The 14,277-nt window shown below is 71.1% G+C and carries 13 protein-coding genes and 1 tRNA gene; 8 read left to right on the forward strand and 6 right to left on the reverse strand.

The window, feature by feature from the left end:
* Together N1031_RS11240 and N1031_RS11245 are read left to right on the forward strand one after the other, a co-directional pair.
* The gene (locus N1031_RS11240) at nt 1–2,955 is read left to right on the forward strand and encodes a UPF0182 family membrane protein (protein WP_259479728.1); all 2,955 of its coding nucleotides are present in this window, start codon (nt 1–3) and stop codon (nt 2,953–2,955) included.
* A gap of 69 nt (nt 2,956–3,024) precedes the next feature.
* Nucleotides 3,025–3,098, forward strand: a tRNA-Met gene (locus N1031_RS11245).
* Between the two features lie 100 nt (nt 3,099–3,198).
* Here the strand turns inward: N1031_RS11245 and N1031_RS11250 are convergent.
* From N1031_RS11250 to N1031_RS11265, 4 genes are all read right to left on the reverse strand, one after another.
* Nucleotides 3,199–3,543: a GGDEF domain-containing protein gene (locus N1031_RS11250; protein ID WP_259479729.1), complete on the reverse strand. Its 345-nt coding sequence runs from the start codon at nt 3,541–3,543 to the stop codon at nt 3,199–3,201.
* An 86-nt stretch (nt 3,544–3,629) separates the two neighbouring features.
* On the reverse strand, nt 3,630–4,568 hold the full coding sequence (locus N1031_RS11255; protein ID WP_259479730.1) for a DUF1214 domain-containing protein: 939 nt from the start codon (nt 4,566–4,568) through the stop codon (nt 3,630–3,632).
* 47 nt (nt 4,569–4,615) lie between these two features.
* Nucleotides 4,616–6,187, reverse strand: coding sequence for a helix-turn-helix transcriptional regulator (locus N1031_RS11260; protein WP_259479731.1), 1,572 nt, complete (start codon nt 6,185–6,187; stop codon nt 4,616–4,618).
* 109 nt (nt 6,188–6,296) lie between these two features.
* Nucleotides 6,297–6,788 carry a GNAT family N-acetyltransferase gene (locus N1031_RS11265; RefSeq protein WP_259479732.1) on the reverse strand — a complete coding sequence of 164 codons (492 nt, stop codon included), beginning with the start codon at nt 6,786–6,788 and terminating at the stop codon, nt 6,297–6,299.
* A gap of 22 nt (nt 6,789–6,810) precedes the next feature.
* On the opposite strand from N1031_RS11265, the gene N1031_RS11270 reads away from it, so the two are divergent.
* The 6 genes from N1031_RS11270 to N1031_RS11295 all read left to right on the forward strand — a co-directional run bounded on the left by N1031_RS11270 (nt 6,811) and on the right by N1031_RS11295 (nt 12,886).
* Nucleotides 6,811–7,134 (forward strand): YbjQ family protein, encoded by a 324-nt coding sequence (locus N1031_RS11270; protein ID WP_259479733.1) that lies wholly within the window; start codon nt 6,811–6,813, stop codon nt 7,132–7,134.
* A gap of 8 nt (nt 7,135–7,142) precedes the next feature.
* Nucleotides 7,143–7,700: a hypothetical protein gene (locus N1031_RS11275; protein WP_259479734.1), complete on the forward strand. Its 558-nt coding sequence runs from the start codon at nt 7,143–7,145 to the stop codon at nt 7,698–7,700.
* Nucleotides 7,701–7,795: 95 nt separating this feature from the next.
* On the forward strand, nt 7,796–8,353 hold the full coding sequence (locus N1031_RS11280; RefSeq protein WP_259479735.1) for a DUF4287 domain-containing protein: 558 nt from the start codon (nt 7,796–7,798) through the stop codon (nt 8,351–8,353).
* A gap of 18 nt (nt 8,354–8,371) precedes the next feature.
* Entirely contained in the window at nt 8,372–9,703 is a 1,332-nt protein-coding gene (locus N1031_RS11285) for a cysteine desulfurase (protein WP_259479884.1), read from the forward strand.
* Entirely contained in the window at nt 9,703–10,140 is a 438-nt protein-coding gene (sufU, locus tag N1031_RS11290) for a Fe-S cluster assembly sulfur transfer protein SufU (protein ID WP_259479736.1), read from the forward strand. The genes N1031_RS11285 and sufU overlap by 1 nt, the downstream gene beginning before the upstream one ends.
* Nucleotides 10,141–10,213: 73 nt before the next feature.
* Nucleotides 10,214–12,886, forward strand: coding sequence for an MGH1-like glycoside hydrolase domain-containing protein (locus N1031_RS11295; RefSeq protein WP_259479737.1), 2,673 nt, complete (start codon nt 10,214–10,216; stop codon nt 12,884–12,886).
* Here the strand turns inward: N1031_RS11295 and N1031_RS11300 are convergent.
* Nucleotides 12,861–13,817, reverse strand: a complete 957-nt coding sequence (locus tag N1031_RS11300) for a DMT family transporter (RefSeq protein WP_259479738.1) — start codon at nt 13,815–13,817, stop codon at nt 12,861–12,863. The genes N1031_RS11295 and N1031_RS11300 overlap by 26 nt on opposite strands.
* A gap of 45 nt (nt 13,818–13,862) precedes the next feature.
* Nucleotides 13,863–14,261, reverse strand: coding sequence for a hypothetical protein (locus N1031_RS11305; protein WP_259479739.1), 399 nt, complete (start codon nt 14,259–14,261; stop codon nt 13,863–13,865).
* Nucleotides 14,262–14,277: the final 16 nt, after the last annotated feature.

Below are 14,277 nucleotides of genomic sequence, written 5' to 3' on the forward strand. Positions count from 1 at the left end.
GTGACTTCCCAATCAGCAGAGAAGCCCGCACGACGTTCGAGAGTCACTCTCGCGATCGCGATCGCGATCGTGGTGGTGCTCGCCATCCTGTTCTTCGTCTTCTCGACGCTCTACACCGAGATCCTCTGGTACGACCAGCTCGGCTTCCTCAACGTGCTCACCACGCAGTGGCTCGCGGCCGGGGTGATGTTCGTCATCGGCTTCTTCGCCATGGCACTGCCCGTGTGGGCCTCCATCGAGATTGCCTTCCGCTGGCGGCCGGTGTACGCCAAGCTCAACTCGCAGCTCGACCGCTACCAGCAGGTCATCGAGCCGCTCCGCCGTCTCGCCACCTTCGGCGTGCCCGCGGTGCTCGGCCTGTTCGCGGGTGTCGCCACCGCCTCCCGGTGGCAGCTCACGCTGCAGTACCTCAACCGCACCGCGTTCGGCCAGACCGACCCGCAGTTCGGGCTCGACATCTCGTTCTACATCTACGACCTCCCGTTCTGGCGCGGGGTCGTGGGGTTCGCCTCCGCCGTCGTGATCGTGTCGGGGCTCGCGGCCATCGCCACGAGCTACCTCTACGGGGCCATCCGGTTCTCGCAGCGTGAGGTGCGCATCTCGAAGATCGCGCGCATCCAGATGGCCGTCACCGCCGCCGTCTACCTGCTGCTGCAGGCCGTGAGCATCTGGCTCGACCAGTACGCCACGCTCGCCAACAGCTCGGGGCTCATCACGGGAGCGAGCTACTCCGACGTCAACGCCACCATCCCGGGTCTTCAGATCCTGGCCGGCATCGCGGCCATCGTCGCCATCCTCTTCCTCGTCGCCGCCGTCATCGGCCGCTGGCGGCTGCCCATCATCGGCACGGCCCTGCTCGTGGTGAGCGCCCTCATCCTGGGCTCGCTCGCGCCGTGGGTGGTGCAGCGGTTCCAGGTCGACCCCTCGGAGCGCACGCTCGAGGCCGAGTACATCCAGCGCAACATCGACATGACGCGCGACGCCTACGGGGTCGCCGACGTGGAGGAGACGCCCTACGAGGCCACCACCACGGCCGAGGCGGGTGCGCTGCGCAACGACGCCGAGACCACGGCCAACATCCGCATCCTCGACCCCGCCCTCGTGTCGCGGTCGTTCCAGCAGCTGCAGCAGTTCAGGCAGTACTACCAGTTCCCCGAGCACCTCGACGTCGACCGCTACGACATCGACGGCCAGGTGCAGGATGCAGTGGTCACCGTGCGCGACATCGACATCGACGCCCTGGGCGCCTCGGCCACCTGGTACAACCAGACCGTCGTCTACACCCACGGCTACGGCGTGGTCGCTGCCTACGGCAACCAGCGCTCGGCCGACGGCCAGCCCGTGTTCCTGGAGTCGGGCATCCCGTCGGTGGGCGAGCTCGGCGACTTCGAGCCGCGCGTGTACTTCGGTGAGAACTCGCCCGCGTACTCCATCGTGGGCGGGCCCGAGGGCGGCTCGAACGTGGAGCTCGACTACCCGTCGGGCACCGACGGCGCCTCGCAGACCTACACCACCTTCCAGGGCGACGGCGGGCCGAAGCTCGACAACATCTTCAAGAGGCTCGTCTACGCGCTGAAGTTCCAGTCCGAGCAGATCGTGCTGTCGGATGCGGTGAACGACGACTCGCAGATCCTCTACGACCGCGACCCCGCGCAGCGCGTGTCGAAGGTGGCGCCCTACCTCACCATCGACTCCGACCCCTACCCCTCGGTGGTCGACGGGCGGATCGTGTGGATCGTCGACGGCTACACCACCTCGGCGAACTACCCGTACTCCAAAGTGCAGTCGCTCAGCGAGTCGATCGCCGACACCTACACGCCCACCCCGGCGTACCCGGTCGACGACATCAACTACATCCGCAACTCGGTCAAGGCCACGGTCGACGCCTACGACGGCTCGGTCACGCTCTACGCCTGGGACGAGAGCGACCCGCTGCTGCAGACCTGGGAGAAGATCTACCCGGCCACCATCAAGCCGATCAGCGAGATGTCGGGCGACCTCATGAGCCACGTGCGCTACCCGGCCGACCTGTTCAAGGTGCAGCGGTCGATCCTCGGCACCTACCACGTGACGGATGCGGGCTCCTTCTACTCGCAGGAGGACGCCTGGACGACGCCCAACGACCCGACCTCCTCGGCCACCAGCCCCACGCTGCAGCCGCCGTACTACCTCACCCTGCAGATGCCCACGCAGGACGACCCGTCGTACTCGCTGTACTCGACGTTCATCCCGCTCTCGCAGCAGGAGGCGGAGTCGTCGCGGAGCGTGCTCACGGGCTACCTGGCGGTGGATGCGAACGCCGGCTCGACCGACGGGGAGAAGTCCGACGACTACGGCAAGCTGAGGCTGCTCACGCTGCCGAAGGACGACACGATACCGGGGCCCGGCCAGGTGCAGAACAGCTTCTCGGCCGACCCGGCGGTCTCGGGCGCCCTCAACCTGCTGCGGCAGGGCGAGAGCAGCGTGATCAGCGGCAACCTGCTCACCCTGCCCGTGGGCGGCGGTCTGCTCTACGTGCAGCCGGTGTACGTGCAGTCGCGCGGTGAGACGAGCTTCCCGCTGCTGCAGAAGGTGCTCGTGTCGTTCGGTAACGAGATCGCGTTCGAGGACACCCTCGACGGAGCGCTCGACGTGCTGTTCGGGGGAGACTCGGGGGCGTCGGCGGGTGACGGCGACGTGGAGCCGGTCGATCCCGACACCGGGACGACCGATCCCGACACGGGGACCACCGATCCGGGCACCGGAACGACCGACCCCGGTACCGGCACCACCGACCCGGGCACCGGTTCGGGCGGCGCCACCGGCGACCCCGTGCTGATGGCCGCCCTAGCCGACGCCGAGCAGGCGCTCGCCGACCGCGACGCCGCCATGGCGGCCGGTGACTGGGCCGCCTACGGCGAGGCCGACCAGCGCCTGAAAGACGCGATCGACCGGGCCATCGCGGCCTCGGAGTAGCCGCCTGCACGGAGCCGAGTAGCCCGATTCGCTCCCACCTGAAACCTGTGCTAGAGTTTTCTCTTGTGCCGCGGGGTGGAGCAGTTCGGTAGCTCGCTGGGCTCATAACCCAGAGGTCGCAGGTTCAAATCCTGTCCCCGCAACGAAGAAGTCCAGGTCACCTGGCAGAAAAGATCCGGCGCAGCCCCCACGGGCTGCGCCGGATCTTTGTCGTTGAAGGCTTCCAGCGCGCCTGTGTCAGGGTCAGGGAGCGCCCCGGCGGAGCCGCTTGTCGGCGTAGAGCGCCTCGTCGGCCCGCGCCACCATCGCCTCGAAGGGCGTGAGCCCATCCCACGCCGCGATGCCGGCGGAGAACGACTGCGCGGTCAGCCCGCGCACACGGTCGAGAACGGCACGGGCCTGGTCGCCCATCGCGCGTTCCATCACGACCACGAACTCGTCGCCGCCCACCCGGGCGATCGCATCCGTGCCCCTGATGGCCGACGCCCAGAGCGCCGTGACCTCGCAGAGCAGTTCGTCGCCCGCGCCGTGGCCGTGCCGGTCGTTCACGAGTGTGAAGTCGTCGATGTCGATGACGATGATCGCCACGGGGCGCCGGGGCGCGACCGCCGGGCGACCGCGGCCCAGAACTGTGGAGCGCCAGGGTCACGCCCGGCGCCGGCACGACCCGCGGGTCACGCCCCCAGCACGGGGAAGCTCCAGCTGCCGTCGAGGATCTCGGGGTGGGGACGGTACAGGCGCACCAGGTAGTTCCAGCCCTCGGGCGTGGGGATCACGTTGGGTGTGCCCTCCGGGAAGTCGCCGAAACGCACCGTCACCGATCCGTCGTCGTTCTTGACGGCCGTGATGTCATTGATCGTGTAGGCACTCGAGGCGTTCGGCTCGAAGAATCCGGCCGCGTTGTAGACCGAGATCGACCAGAACCCGTCGACCGGCACATCCCGCACCGTCAGTTCGTAGCGGCCGGGGGCGAGCCGCGGGTTGGCCCCGACGTAGACGGCCTCGCTCGTGGGCAGGCCGCCCCAGCCCGCCGCCGTGCCGATGAGGTGCCGCACCGGGTCGACCTCGTCGGCCGACCCGAACATGCGGGTGTACCCCGTGAGGCGGCTCGCGAGCGTGAGCAGGGCGGATCGGGTCTCGTCGAAGGACTCCGTGTCGTAGTCGTCGAGCACGAACGGATCCGACGACACCGCCTCGATGAGCAGGCCGTCTTGCACGGCGTGCACCGCCGCGAGGTCGGCCGGGTCGTTCGGGTCGACGAGCACGCGGGCCGCGACGGTGACGTACCGCGTGCCGTGCTCGGCGGCCGAGAGCGGGTAGCTGCCGGCGTCGTGATAGGTGCGGTGGATGAGATGGTCTTCGTCGACGATCATCACCGAGAGGTAGCGGTCGCCGTGCTCGGGGACGGTGAGGGTCGCGCCCTCGGCGAGGTCGACCACCGCGAAGCTGTAGAGGGTGTCGCGGTTGAGACGGATGACCGTCTGCGCGTCGATCGCCGCGGGCGTGCGGTTGTGCGAGAAGAGGTTGACCCCGCCGGCGTCGCGCTGGAGGTCGTGGAACATGCGGGCGGTCTCGGCACGGACGAAATTGTCGGAGTTCACGGTGATGGCCATGTCTGACTCTGGCACGTCAGGCACTCCGCGCGCATCCCCGCCGGGCGTCACTCGTCAGCGGGTGCGTACCCGTGCCGGAGCGCGAGCTCCTCCAACGCCGCCTTCGACCCGACACCGAGCTTGCGGTAGGCCGACCGCAGCTGGCTCTTGATCGTGTTGCGCGACACGAACAGTTCGGTCGACACCTCGTCGACGCTCGAGCGTGCGACCATGCTGCGCACCACGGCGAGTTCACGAGGGGTGAGCCCGAGGAACGGATCGGGATCGGACACGACGGCCGCATCGTCGGTGAACAGGGCGCTCTCGACGTCGGCCGGCAGTGTGGCACCCGCCGCCACAACGAGATCGCGCAGTTCGGCCGGGGGAACGACGGTGAGCGGGGCGAACAGGCGGTGCTGCGCGGCGAGCGCGACGGCCATGTCGAGGTGGGTGGCAGCCGTCTCCTCGTCGCCGGATCGGCGAGCCGCGACCGCCGAGACCGCCAGCGCCCCGACCAGCACCCGCGGCGACGCGGTCGACTGACCGATGAGGGTGGAGCTGTTGCGTCTCGCGCGGGCCACGTCTCCGGTGACCAGCGCCGCCGCCGCCTTCCAGAGCCGGATGTGGAGGGCCCCGAACTCCGTGCCGCGCTCGTCGAGATGGATCGTGTCGAGGGCCTCACGTGCAGCCGCCCAGTTGCCGAGGCGCCCGAGCAGCACCGACCGTGCGATCGCCACGAAGGGCGACCAGGCCCCCTGGGAGACCGCGTCGGCGGGGAGTGTCGCCGCGGAGGAGTCGATCTGAGTGAGCAGGTCGAGACACACGGCGGGATCGTCCTCGATGAGGGCGAGGAGGTACTTCTGCGCCGGCCAGCGCTCCGGCACGCCGCGCAGACTGATGGTCGCGGCCTCGGCGCGTGCCTCCGAGAGACGGAACTCGTCGACCAGCAGCTGGGTGCGCGCGAAGCGGGCCGTCACCGCAGCGCGGTTGCCCCACCACTCCTCGCCCACGGGCGGCAGGCGGTCGAGCCACTGCCGTGCCTGGATGTTGCGGCCGGCGATGGCGTGCAGCCAGGCCAGCGCCCCCGCCGCCGACGCGGTGGCCAGACGGTGGTCGATCGCCACCGCGGAGTCGTAGCTCTCCGCGTACTCCTGCGCCGCGCGCTTGCTGTCGCCGGCGTACTCCCACGCCATGCCCCACTGGAATGCGATCTCGGGCAGCGCCTGCCTCAGCGAGGTGCGACTGGTGTCGTCGGCCTCGTCGAGCAGCGAGCGGGCCTCCGCGGCCGCCTCCACCGCATCCGAGTACCGTCCTCTGGCGCGGCGCTCGGCGATCTTGCTCGTGAGCCCTGCGAGCAGGTCGAGCAGGCTCACGGGCTCGGGAGTGGGCGAGGTGCCGCGGAAGATCGTGGTGGGGGTCTGCCCGTTCGAGACGAAGCGGTTCACGTAGTTCGCGGCGAGCGACCAGCGCGGATTCGCCTCGAGCACCGAGGCGGGCAGGGCATTGACCGCGCGCTTGACCGCCTCCGGATCTGCGGAGAGCACTTCTCCCCACCGATGGTCGAGGATCGCCACCACCGCATCCCAGCGGCCCTCGGTCACCAGGCGGTCGAGCTCGTGCCCCGGCTCTTCCGTGTCCACGCGAGACCCTCCCGTCGATGGTCCCTGTCGTTCGCCCCGGGACCACCCCTCACCCTAGCCGGGCTCGGCGAACGGATGTGCCGGGCCGACGAGTCCACACCGTGACGGTTCAGGCCTCCAGCTCGCGCCAGAACGCGATCCCGCGCTCGCCCGTGTCGGGATCGGTCTCCGAGAACCCGTGCCGGCGGTAGAACCGCTGCGCCGCCGTGTCGCCCTCGTCGACGTCGATCTGCACGGCCCCCGCGCCGGAGGCCGCGGCCTCGGCGACGACCCGTGCGAGGAGGGCTCCGCCGAGCCCACGGTCGCGATGCGCCGGTGCGACGTAGAGCTCGTCGAGCGAGACGACTGGCCCGTCGTACCAGACGGTGGGCCGCAGGGTCACGAGGGCGAATCCGACGGTGTCGGAGGGGCGGCCCGGATCGTGGGCCAGGTAGCACCGCACGGCTTCGGGCCGCAGCAACCCTTCGAGACGGTGCTCCAGCACGGTGACACCAGGGGTGGGCACCCCGAACTCGCGGTTGAAGGCGTCGAGCAGGCGCGCGATCAAGGCGGAATCCGCGGCGGCCGCGCGCCGCACCGGGGGAGGGGGCTGCGCATCCATGGCCCGACGCTATCGTGGGCACATGCTCATCGTCACGACCAACGACGTCCCCGGCCACCGCATCACCGCCGTGCAGGGCGAGGTGTTCGGCCTCACCGTGCGCTCGCGTCACATCGGCTCGAACATCGGCGCCTCGTTCAAGGCTCTCGCGGGTGGTGAGCTCAAGGGCATCACCGAGCTGCTGCACGAGACCCGCACCGAGGCGCTGAACCGCCTGGCGGCCGAGGCCCAGCAGAGGGGCGGCAACGCGGTCGTGGCGTTCCGTTTCGAGACCAACGACTACGGCGACACCGGCGGCGTTGAGGTGTGCGCCTACGGCACCTCGGTCACGGTCGAGCAGGCCTGAGCCGAGGCGTGAGGTCGCCCTCGTCGACCGTCGTCGTGCTCGCGGGCGCGGTGACGGATGCGGTGGTGGGCGAGCTGGGCCGGCTGCCCAACGTGCAGGCGCTGCGGCTCACCGGCGAGGGCGCGCCGCCCGTGCGCGAGGTGCTGGGAGCGGCGTCGCGCCCGTTCCTCGTGCACGACCTCGACCCGCTCGCCGCCGTGGCACGGGCGTGGTCGGGCTACTTCGACGATCCGTCGACGGCCGGCGTGCTGCGTGTGGAGGTCGCCTCGGCGCTCTCGGCGTTCGCCGCGGGGGAGTCGGTGCTGCCCGACTACTACCTCGTGCTCGGCGCGGAGACGCTCGAACCGCGGGCGGCGGCCTGGTGGCTCGGGGTGCTCGCGGCCACGGCGCCCGCGCGCGTCGTTCCCGTTGCGGCGACGACCGCCGCAGTGCGGCAGGCTCTCGCCACCCTCCCGGCCGGTCGCGGCTGGCCCGATCCCGCAGGGTGGCTGCCCGAGCTGCACCTGCGCGTTCCCGACCACGCCGGGCTGGTCGGGCCCGGCGGCGTCACGTCCCTGGCGCGCTGACCCTGGCACGCAGACCCTGACGCGGTGACCCGCGCACGCCGAACCCAGGCGCGCCGGCCCGCCCGCTCGCCCCGCGCATCCGGCATGATCGGAGCATGAGCTTCCAGGCGTACCTCGACACCATCCGCGAGAAGACCGGCAAGGGCCCCGACGACTTCCGCGCCCTGGCCGCCGAGCGCGGCCTCGTGGGCCCCGGGGTGAAAGCGGGCGACGTGGTCACGTGGCTCGCCACCGACTTCGGGCTCGGCCGGGGTCATGCCATGGCCATCTACTCGATCCTCAAAGCCGACGCGGCACCCCGCCCGACGGCCGCCGACCGCGTCGACGCCCAGTTCTCCGGGGCGAAGGCGCACTGGCGTCCTGCCTTCGACGCGATCGTCGCCCACGCCCGCACTCTCGGCGACGACGTCGAGCTCGCCCCCACCGACAGCTACGTGAGCCTCGTGCGCGGGGACCGCAAGTTCGCCATCGTGGCCGTCACGGCCAAGCGACTCGATCTGGGCGTCAAGCTCAAGGGTGCCGATCCGGGCGCGCGCTTCGAGCCCGCCGGCTCCTGGAACTCCATGGTCACCCACCGCGCCCGCATCGCCGACCCCGCCGAGATCGACGCCGATCTTCTCGCCCGGATCGACCAGGCCTACTCCGAGGCGTGATGCAATAGAGGGGTGACGATCGACACCTCCCCGCACCTCACCTCGGCCGGTACCCGCGGCCCCCTCGACGACGCCGAGGTGTCGCGGCTGCGCGCCGACTTCCCGATCCTCGCGCGCACCGTCAACGGCCACCCGTTGAACTACCTCGACTCCGGCGCCACCTCGCAGAAGCCGCGAAGCGTCATCGACGTCGAACGCCGCTACTACGAGGTGAGCAACGCCGCCGTGCACCGCGGCGCGCACACCCTCGCCGGCGAAGCCACCGAGCTCTTCGAAGAGGCCCGCGCCACGGTCGCCCGCTTCGTGGGCGCGCGCCCCGAGGAGATCGTCTGGACCTCCAACGCCACCGAGGGCCTCAACCTCGTGGCCTACGGCCTCTCGAACGCCTCGCTCGGCCGCGGCGGAGCCCCCGCCGAGCGCTTCCGCCTCGGTGCCGGCGACGAGATCGTGGTGACCGAGCTCGAGCACCACGCCAACCTCGTGCCCTGGCAGGAGCTCGCCTTCCGCACCGGGGCCACGCTCCGCGTGATCGGCCTCGACGACGAGGGGCGACTCCGGATGGACGAGGCGGCCGAGCTCATCGGCCCGCGCACGAAGGTGGTGGCCTTCGCCCACGTCTCCAACGTGCTCGGCGCGGTGAACCCCGTCGCCGAGCTGGTCGCCCTCTCGCACGCCGTGGGCGCCCTCGCCGTGCTCGACGCCTGCCAGTCGGCACCTCACCTGCCGCTCGACCTGGTGGCGCTCGACGTGGACTTCGCGGTGTTCTCGGGCCACAAGATGCTCGCCCCCACCGGCATCGGCGTGCTCTACGGCAAGCAGGAGCTGCTCGACGCGCTCCCGCCCTTCCTCACCGGTGGCTCCATGATCACCACGGTGGGCCTCACCGAGTCGGAGTTCCTGCCCGCCCCGATGCGCTTCGAGGCCGGCACCCAGCGGGTCTCCCAGGCCATCGCGCTCGCCACCGCGGTCGACTACCTCGAGGCGGTCGGTCTCGAGCGCATCGAGCGCTGGGAGGCCGAGCTCGGCCGCCGCCTCCACGAGGGTCTCGAGGCTCTCCCGGGCGTGCGCGTGCTCGGCCCGGGTCCCGCGACCCCAAGCGGCCACGGCGCCGAGCGCGTCGGCCTCGCGAGCTTCGTCGTCGACGGCGTGCACGCCCACGACGTGGGCCAGTACCTCGACGACCGCGGCATCGCGGTGCGCGTGGGCCATCACTGCGCCCAGCCGGTGCACCGCCGCTTCGGAGTGACCGCCACCACCCGCGCGAGCGCCTACCTCTACACCACCACGGCCGAGGTCGACGCCGCGATCGAGGCCGTCGCCGAGGTGCGCGGATTCTTCGGGGTGGCGTGATGGCCTCCGCCGAGCTGCAGAGCCTGTACCAGCAGGTCATCCTCGACCACGCCCGTGAGAAGCACGGCTACGGCCTCCGCGAGGGCGCCAGCGGCACCTCGCACCAGATCAATCCCACCTGCGGAGACGAGGTCACCCTCGCCGTGCACCGCGACGACTCCGGCCGGGTGGAGTCCCTCAGCTGGGAGGGCCAGGGCTGCTCCATCTCCACGGCGTCGGCGTCGGTGCTGAACGACCTCGTGCACGACCTCGACGACGAGGGCACCGCCGCCCGCATCGACGCGTTCCGCGAGCTCATGCAGTCCAAGGGCGCCCTCGAGGGCGACGAGGAGCTGCTCGGCGACGCGGTCGCGCTCGGGGGAGTGTCGCGCTACGTCACCCGCATCAAGTGCGCCATGCTGCCGTGGGTCGCACTCGAGCACGCCCTCCGCGCCTGACCGCGCTCCGCCGGAGCGGCGGCGGCGTCGCGCGCCGCAGCCCGAGCCGCTGCCCCGGCAATACAATCGCAGCATGACCGCCGAACGCCGCCGTCTCGCCGAGGCCGACGACCCCGACCGACCGGGCGGGCAGCGCACGGCGTGGCGCGACTGGGGTCCCTACCTCGCCGAGCGCGCCTGGGGCACGGTGCGCGAGGACTACAGCGCCGACGGCGACGCGTGGCGCTTCTTCCCCCACGACCACGCCCGCTCCCGCACCTACCGCTGGAACGAGGACGGCATGGCGGGCTTCTGCGACCTGCAGCAGAGCTGGTGCCTCGGTCTCGGCCTCTGGAACGGCGTCGACCCCATCCTCAAGGAGCGGATGTTCGGCCTCGCCGGGCCCGAGGGCAACCACGGCGAAGACGTCAAGGAGTACTGGTGGTACCTCGACGGCACACCCACCCACTCCTGGCAGCGCTGGCGGTACCACTACCCGCAGGCGGCGTTCCCCTACGAGCAGCTCGTGGAGGAGAACGCCCGGCGCGGTAAGGACGAACCCGAGTTCGAGCTCGCCGACACGGGCGTGTTCGACGACGAGCGGTATTGGGTGGTCACGGTCGACTACGCGAAGGCGAGCGCCCACGACCTGCTCATGCGCATCCGCGTCGAGAACGCCGGGCCCGACGAGGCGACCCTCCACGTGCTGCCCCAGCTGTGGCTGCGCGACACCTGGAGCTGGGACCTCGACACCGGGCCGCGCCCGCGCATCCACCGCGCATCCGACGGCCTTCTCGTGACGCGACCGGATGCGGCCGACCTGGTGCTGAGGATGGCGAGCGCTCCTGACGGAACGGCCACCGAGACGCTGTTCTGCGAGAACGAGACCAACCGGGCCCTCCTCTACGAGGAAGACCCCACCACGCCTTTCCCGAAAGACGGCATCGACGACCACGTCGTGAAGGGCACCGCCACGGTGAACCCGGCAGGGGAGGGCACGAAGGCGGCCTTCCACCGCATCCTCACCGTCCCGGCCGGCGGGGCCGAAGAGCTCTGGCTCCGCTTGACCCCGGCCGAGGGCCCGGAGGCGCTCGCCGACGGCGCCGCCGGCGACACCGCCGCCGCCTTCGACGGCTTCGCCGAGACGATGGCCGAGCGCGAGGTCGAGGCCGACGAGTTCTACGACTCGGTGCTGCCCGAGGCCGCAGACGCCGAGGAGCGCAGCATCGCCCGGCAGGCCTTCGCGGGCCTGACCTGGGCGAAGCAGTTCTACCACTTCGACGTGCTGCGCTGGCTGCACGGCGACCCCACCTCGCCCCCGCCGCCGCCCGGCCGGGGAGCGGTGCGCAACGGCGACTGGCGGCACCTCTCCAGCCACGACGTCATCCTCATGCCCGACCCCTGGGAGTACCCGTGGTTCGCCGCGTGGGACCTCGCCTTCCACTGCGTGACGATGGCGCACATCGACCCCGAGTTCGCCAAGGTGCAGCTCGTGCTCATGCTGCGCGAGTGGTACATGCATCCCAACGGTCAGCTGCCCGCCTACGAGTGGGACTTCGGCGACACCAACCCGCCCATCGAGGCCTGGGCGGCGCTCAGGGTGTTCGAGATCGACGGCAGCCGCGACCACCGCTTTCTCGGCCGCATCTTCCACAAGCTGCTCATGAACTTCACCTGGTGGACCAACAACAAGGACCACGGCGACAACAACCTCTTCGAGGGCGGCTTCATGGGGCTCGACAACATCGCGCCGCTCGACCGCTCCACGCTCCCGCCCGAGGTGGGCTGGCTCGAGCAGGCCGACGCCACGGCGTGGATGGCCACCTACGCCTTGCACCTGCTCGACATGTCGCTTCTGCTCACGGCGCACGACCCCGCCTACGAAGACGTGGCGACCAAGTTCTTCCAGCACTTCCTCACCATCGCGGGCGCGGCCAACGACAAGGGCCTGTGGGACGAGGAGGACGCGTTCTACTACGACCTTCTGCACCTGGCCGACGGCCGCGACGTGCCGCTCAAGGTGCGCTCGCTGGTGGGACTCGTGCCGCTCACGGCCTCGCTGGTGTTCGAGCCCGCGCAGATGGGGCGCCTCGACGAGTTCATCCTGCGCAGCACGCTTTTTCTCGACCGGTACCCGGGTTACCGTTCACTGGTGCACCGACGGGGCGGTCCGGATGCGGCGGCCAAGACCCTGCTGGCGTTCGTGGAGCCGGAGCGGCTGGAGCGCATCCTGCACGGCGTGGTCGACCCGGGACGTATGCTGTCGCCGTTCGGCATCCGCAGCATCTCGGCCTGGCACCGCGAGCATCCGTTCCGGGTGGAGGTGGACGGGGTGGAGGCCGTGGTCGACTACGAGCCAGCCGAGTCGACCTCGGGCCTGTTCGGCGGCAACTCGAACTGGCGCGGCCCGGTGTGGTTCCCGCTCAACGTGCTCATCGTGGAGTCGCTGCGGGGCTACGACGAGAGCATCGGCGAGACCCACCGCGTGGAGTACCCGGCCGGGTCGGGCGAGCAGCACAGCTTCGGCGAGATCGCCGACGACCTCGCGGGGCGGCTGGTGTCGCTGTTCCGCCGCGACGGCGACGCACCGCGACCCTCCGACGCGCGCTACCCGCTGCTCTCGCAGAACCCGCGCTGGCGCGACAACATCGCCTTCTACGAGTACTTCCACGGCGACACGGGCCAGGGCCTCGGCGCCTCGCACCAGACCGGCTGGACGGCGCTGGTCGCGCACGTCATCGTCACCCGGCGGAGGAACGCGTCCTGACGGGGCGGCTCGTGCCGGTGCCCTTGTGCGAGGCAGGCCAGGCGAGCACCACCAGCCCGGCTCCGAGCACCACGAGCCCGGCCAGGGCCAGGGGCGCGAGCTGCTCGCCGAGCAGCAGGGTGCCGAGCAGCGTGGCCGTGAGCGGTTCGGCCAGCGTGAGGGTGGAGACCGTCGCCGCGGGCAACCGGGCGAGCCCCCAGCCGAACAGCAGGTAGGCCCCCGCCGTGGTGACGAGCCCGAGCCACAGCGTCATGCCGATGCCCTCGGGGGTGAGCAGCCAGCCCGCACCGGCGACCAGGAGCAGCGGGATGCTCGCCACGGCGGCCACCCCGAACAGCGCACCCATCGCGGAGCTCGGCGTCCACCCCTGGTCGAGCAGCGCCTTGCTCGCGAGGGTGTAGACGGCGTACGAGCCGCCGGCGCCGACCGAGGCCAGGAGGCCGAGCGGCGAGGTCCCGCCCGCCGACCCCGCCGACGTCGGCCCGGCCGTGTCGAACACGCCGCTGATGAGCACCACACCCACCGTCGCGACCGCGGTGGCGGCGAACCACCGCGCGCTCGGCAGGCTCCGGCCGAGCACTCCGGCCAGCACCCCCGTGATGACGGGGGCGGAGCCCAGCGCCACGACGGTGCCGATGGCGACGCCGTTGGCCGCCGTGCCGGCGAAGAACAGCGGCTGGTAGGCCAGTACGCCCGCCGCGCCCACGAGCACCAGCACCACCTGACGGCCGCTCGGCCGCGGCAGCATGGGCCCATCCGTGGGGGGCCGCCGCCGCGCGGCGAGGGCGATGATCGCGAGCACGGCACCACCGACGAGGATGCGCGCGGCCCCGATCGCGAGCGGTGTCGCCCCCTCGGGTGCGAAGGCCTGCGCCGTGCCGGTGGTGCCGAAGCAGACGGCGGCGAGCAGCACGGCCAGGACAGGGAGCATCCTCGAATTGTTACACAATATCGCTACGAGTTATCGACCGCGCGATCACGGCACCTGCGCCATCCCCACCAGGAGCACCGCCACCAGTGCCACCGCCGCGATCGCCCCGAACCCGACGGCGAGCAGCAACAGCCGGGTGCGCAGGCGCCGCACGAGCAGGCGCACCTCGATCATCCCCACGTACAGCAGCACGATCACCGCGATGGCGGGCATCGCCACGGCCCCGGTGTCGATGCGCGCGAGGGCGAACAGCAGCACGATCGAGATGACCGCCATGATGCCGCCCACCACGAGCCACACCGTGCCCTGCGAGGTGGTGAGGGCCGGCTGCTCCGACATGCGCATCGGATCGTCGCTGGGCGTCGGATCGTCGCCGCGGTGCGGATCGTCGCCTCGGTGCGGATCGTCGTCGCGGTGCGGTTCGTCGCGGTGCGGGTCGTCCATGTGCGGCGAGTCTACG

Source organism: Herbiconiux moechotypicola, from assembly GCF_024979255.1.
Taxonomy (GTDB): Bacteria; Actinomycetota; Actinomycetes; order Actinomycetales; family Microbacteriaceae; genus Herbiconiux; species Herbiconiux moechotypicola.

Excerpts from the sequence above, each read along its gene's own strand:
- sufU (WP_259479736.1), top strand. The coding sequence starts at position 9,703 with ATGGCCTCCGCCGAGCTGCAGAGCCTGTACCAGCAGGTCATCCTCGAC.
- N1031_RS11300 (WP_259479738.1), bottom strand. The coding sequence starts at position 13,817 with ATGCTCCCTGTCCTGGCCGTGCTGCTCGCCGCCGTCTGCTTCGGCACC.
- N1031_RS11255 (WP_259479730.1), bottom strand. The coding sequence starts at position 4,568 with ATGGCCATCACCGTGAACTCCGACAATTTCGTCCGTGCCGAGACCGCC.
- N1031_RS11280 (WP_259479735.1), top strand. The coding sequence starts at position 7,796 with ATGAGCTTCCAGGCGTACCTCGACACCATCCGCGAGAAGACCGGCAAG.
- N1031_RS11265 (WP_259479732.1), bottom strand. The coding sequence starts at position 6,788 with ATGGATGCGCAGCCCCCTCCCCCGGTGCGGCGCGCGGCCGCCGCGGAT.
- N1031_RS11270 (WP_259479733.1), top strand. The coding sequence starts at position 6,811 with ATGCTCATCGTCACGACCAACGACGTCCCCGGCCACCGCATCACCGCC.
- N1031_RS11295 (WP_259479737.1), top strand. The coding sequence starts at position 10,214 with ATGACCGCCGAACGCCGCCGTCTCGCCGAGGCCGACGACCCCGACCGA.
- N1031_RS11305 (WP_259479739.1), bottom strand. The coding sequence starts at position 14,261 with ATGGACGACCCGCACCGCGACGAACCGCACCGCGACGACGATCCGCAC.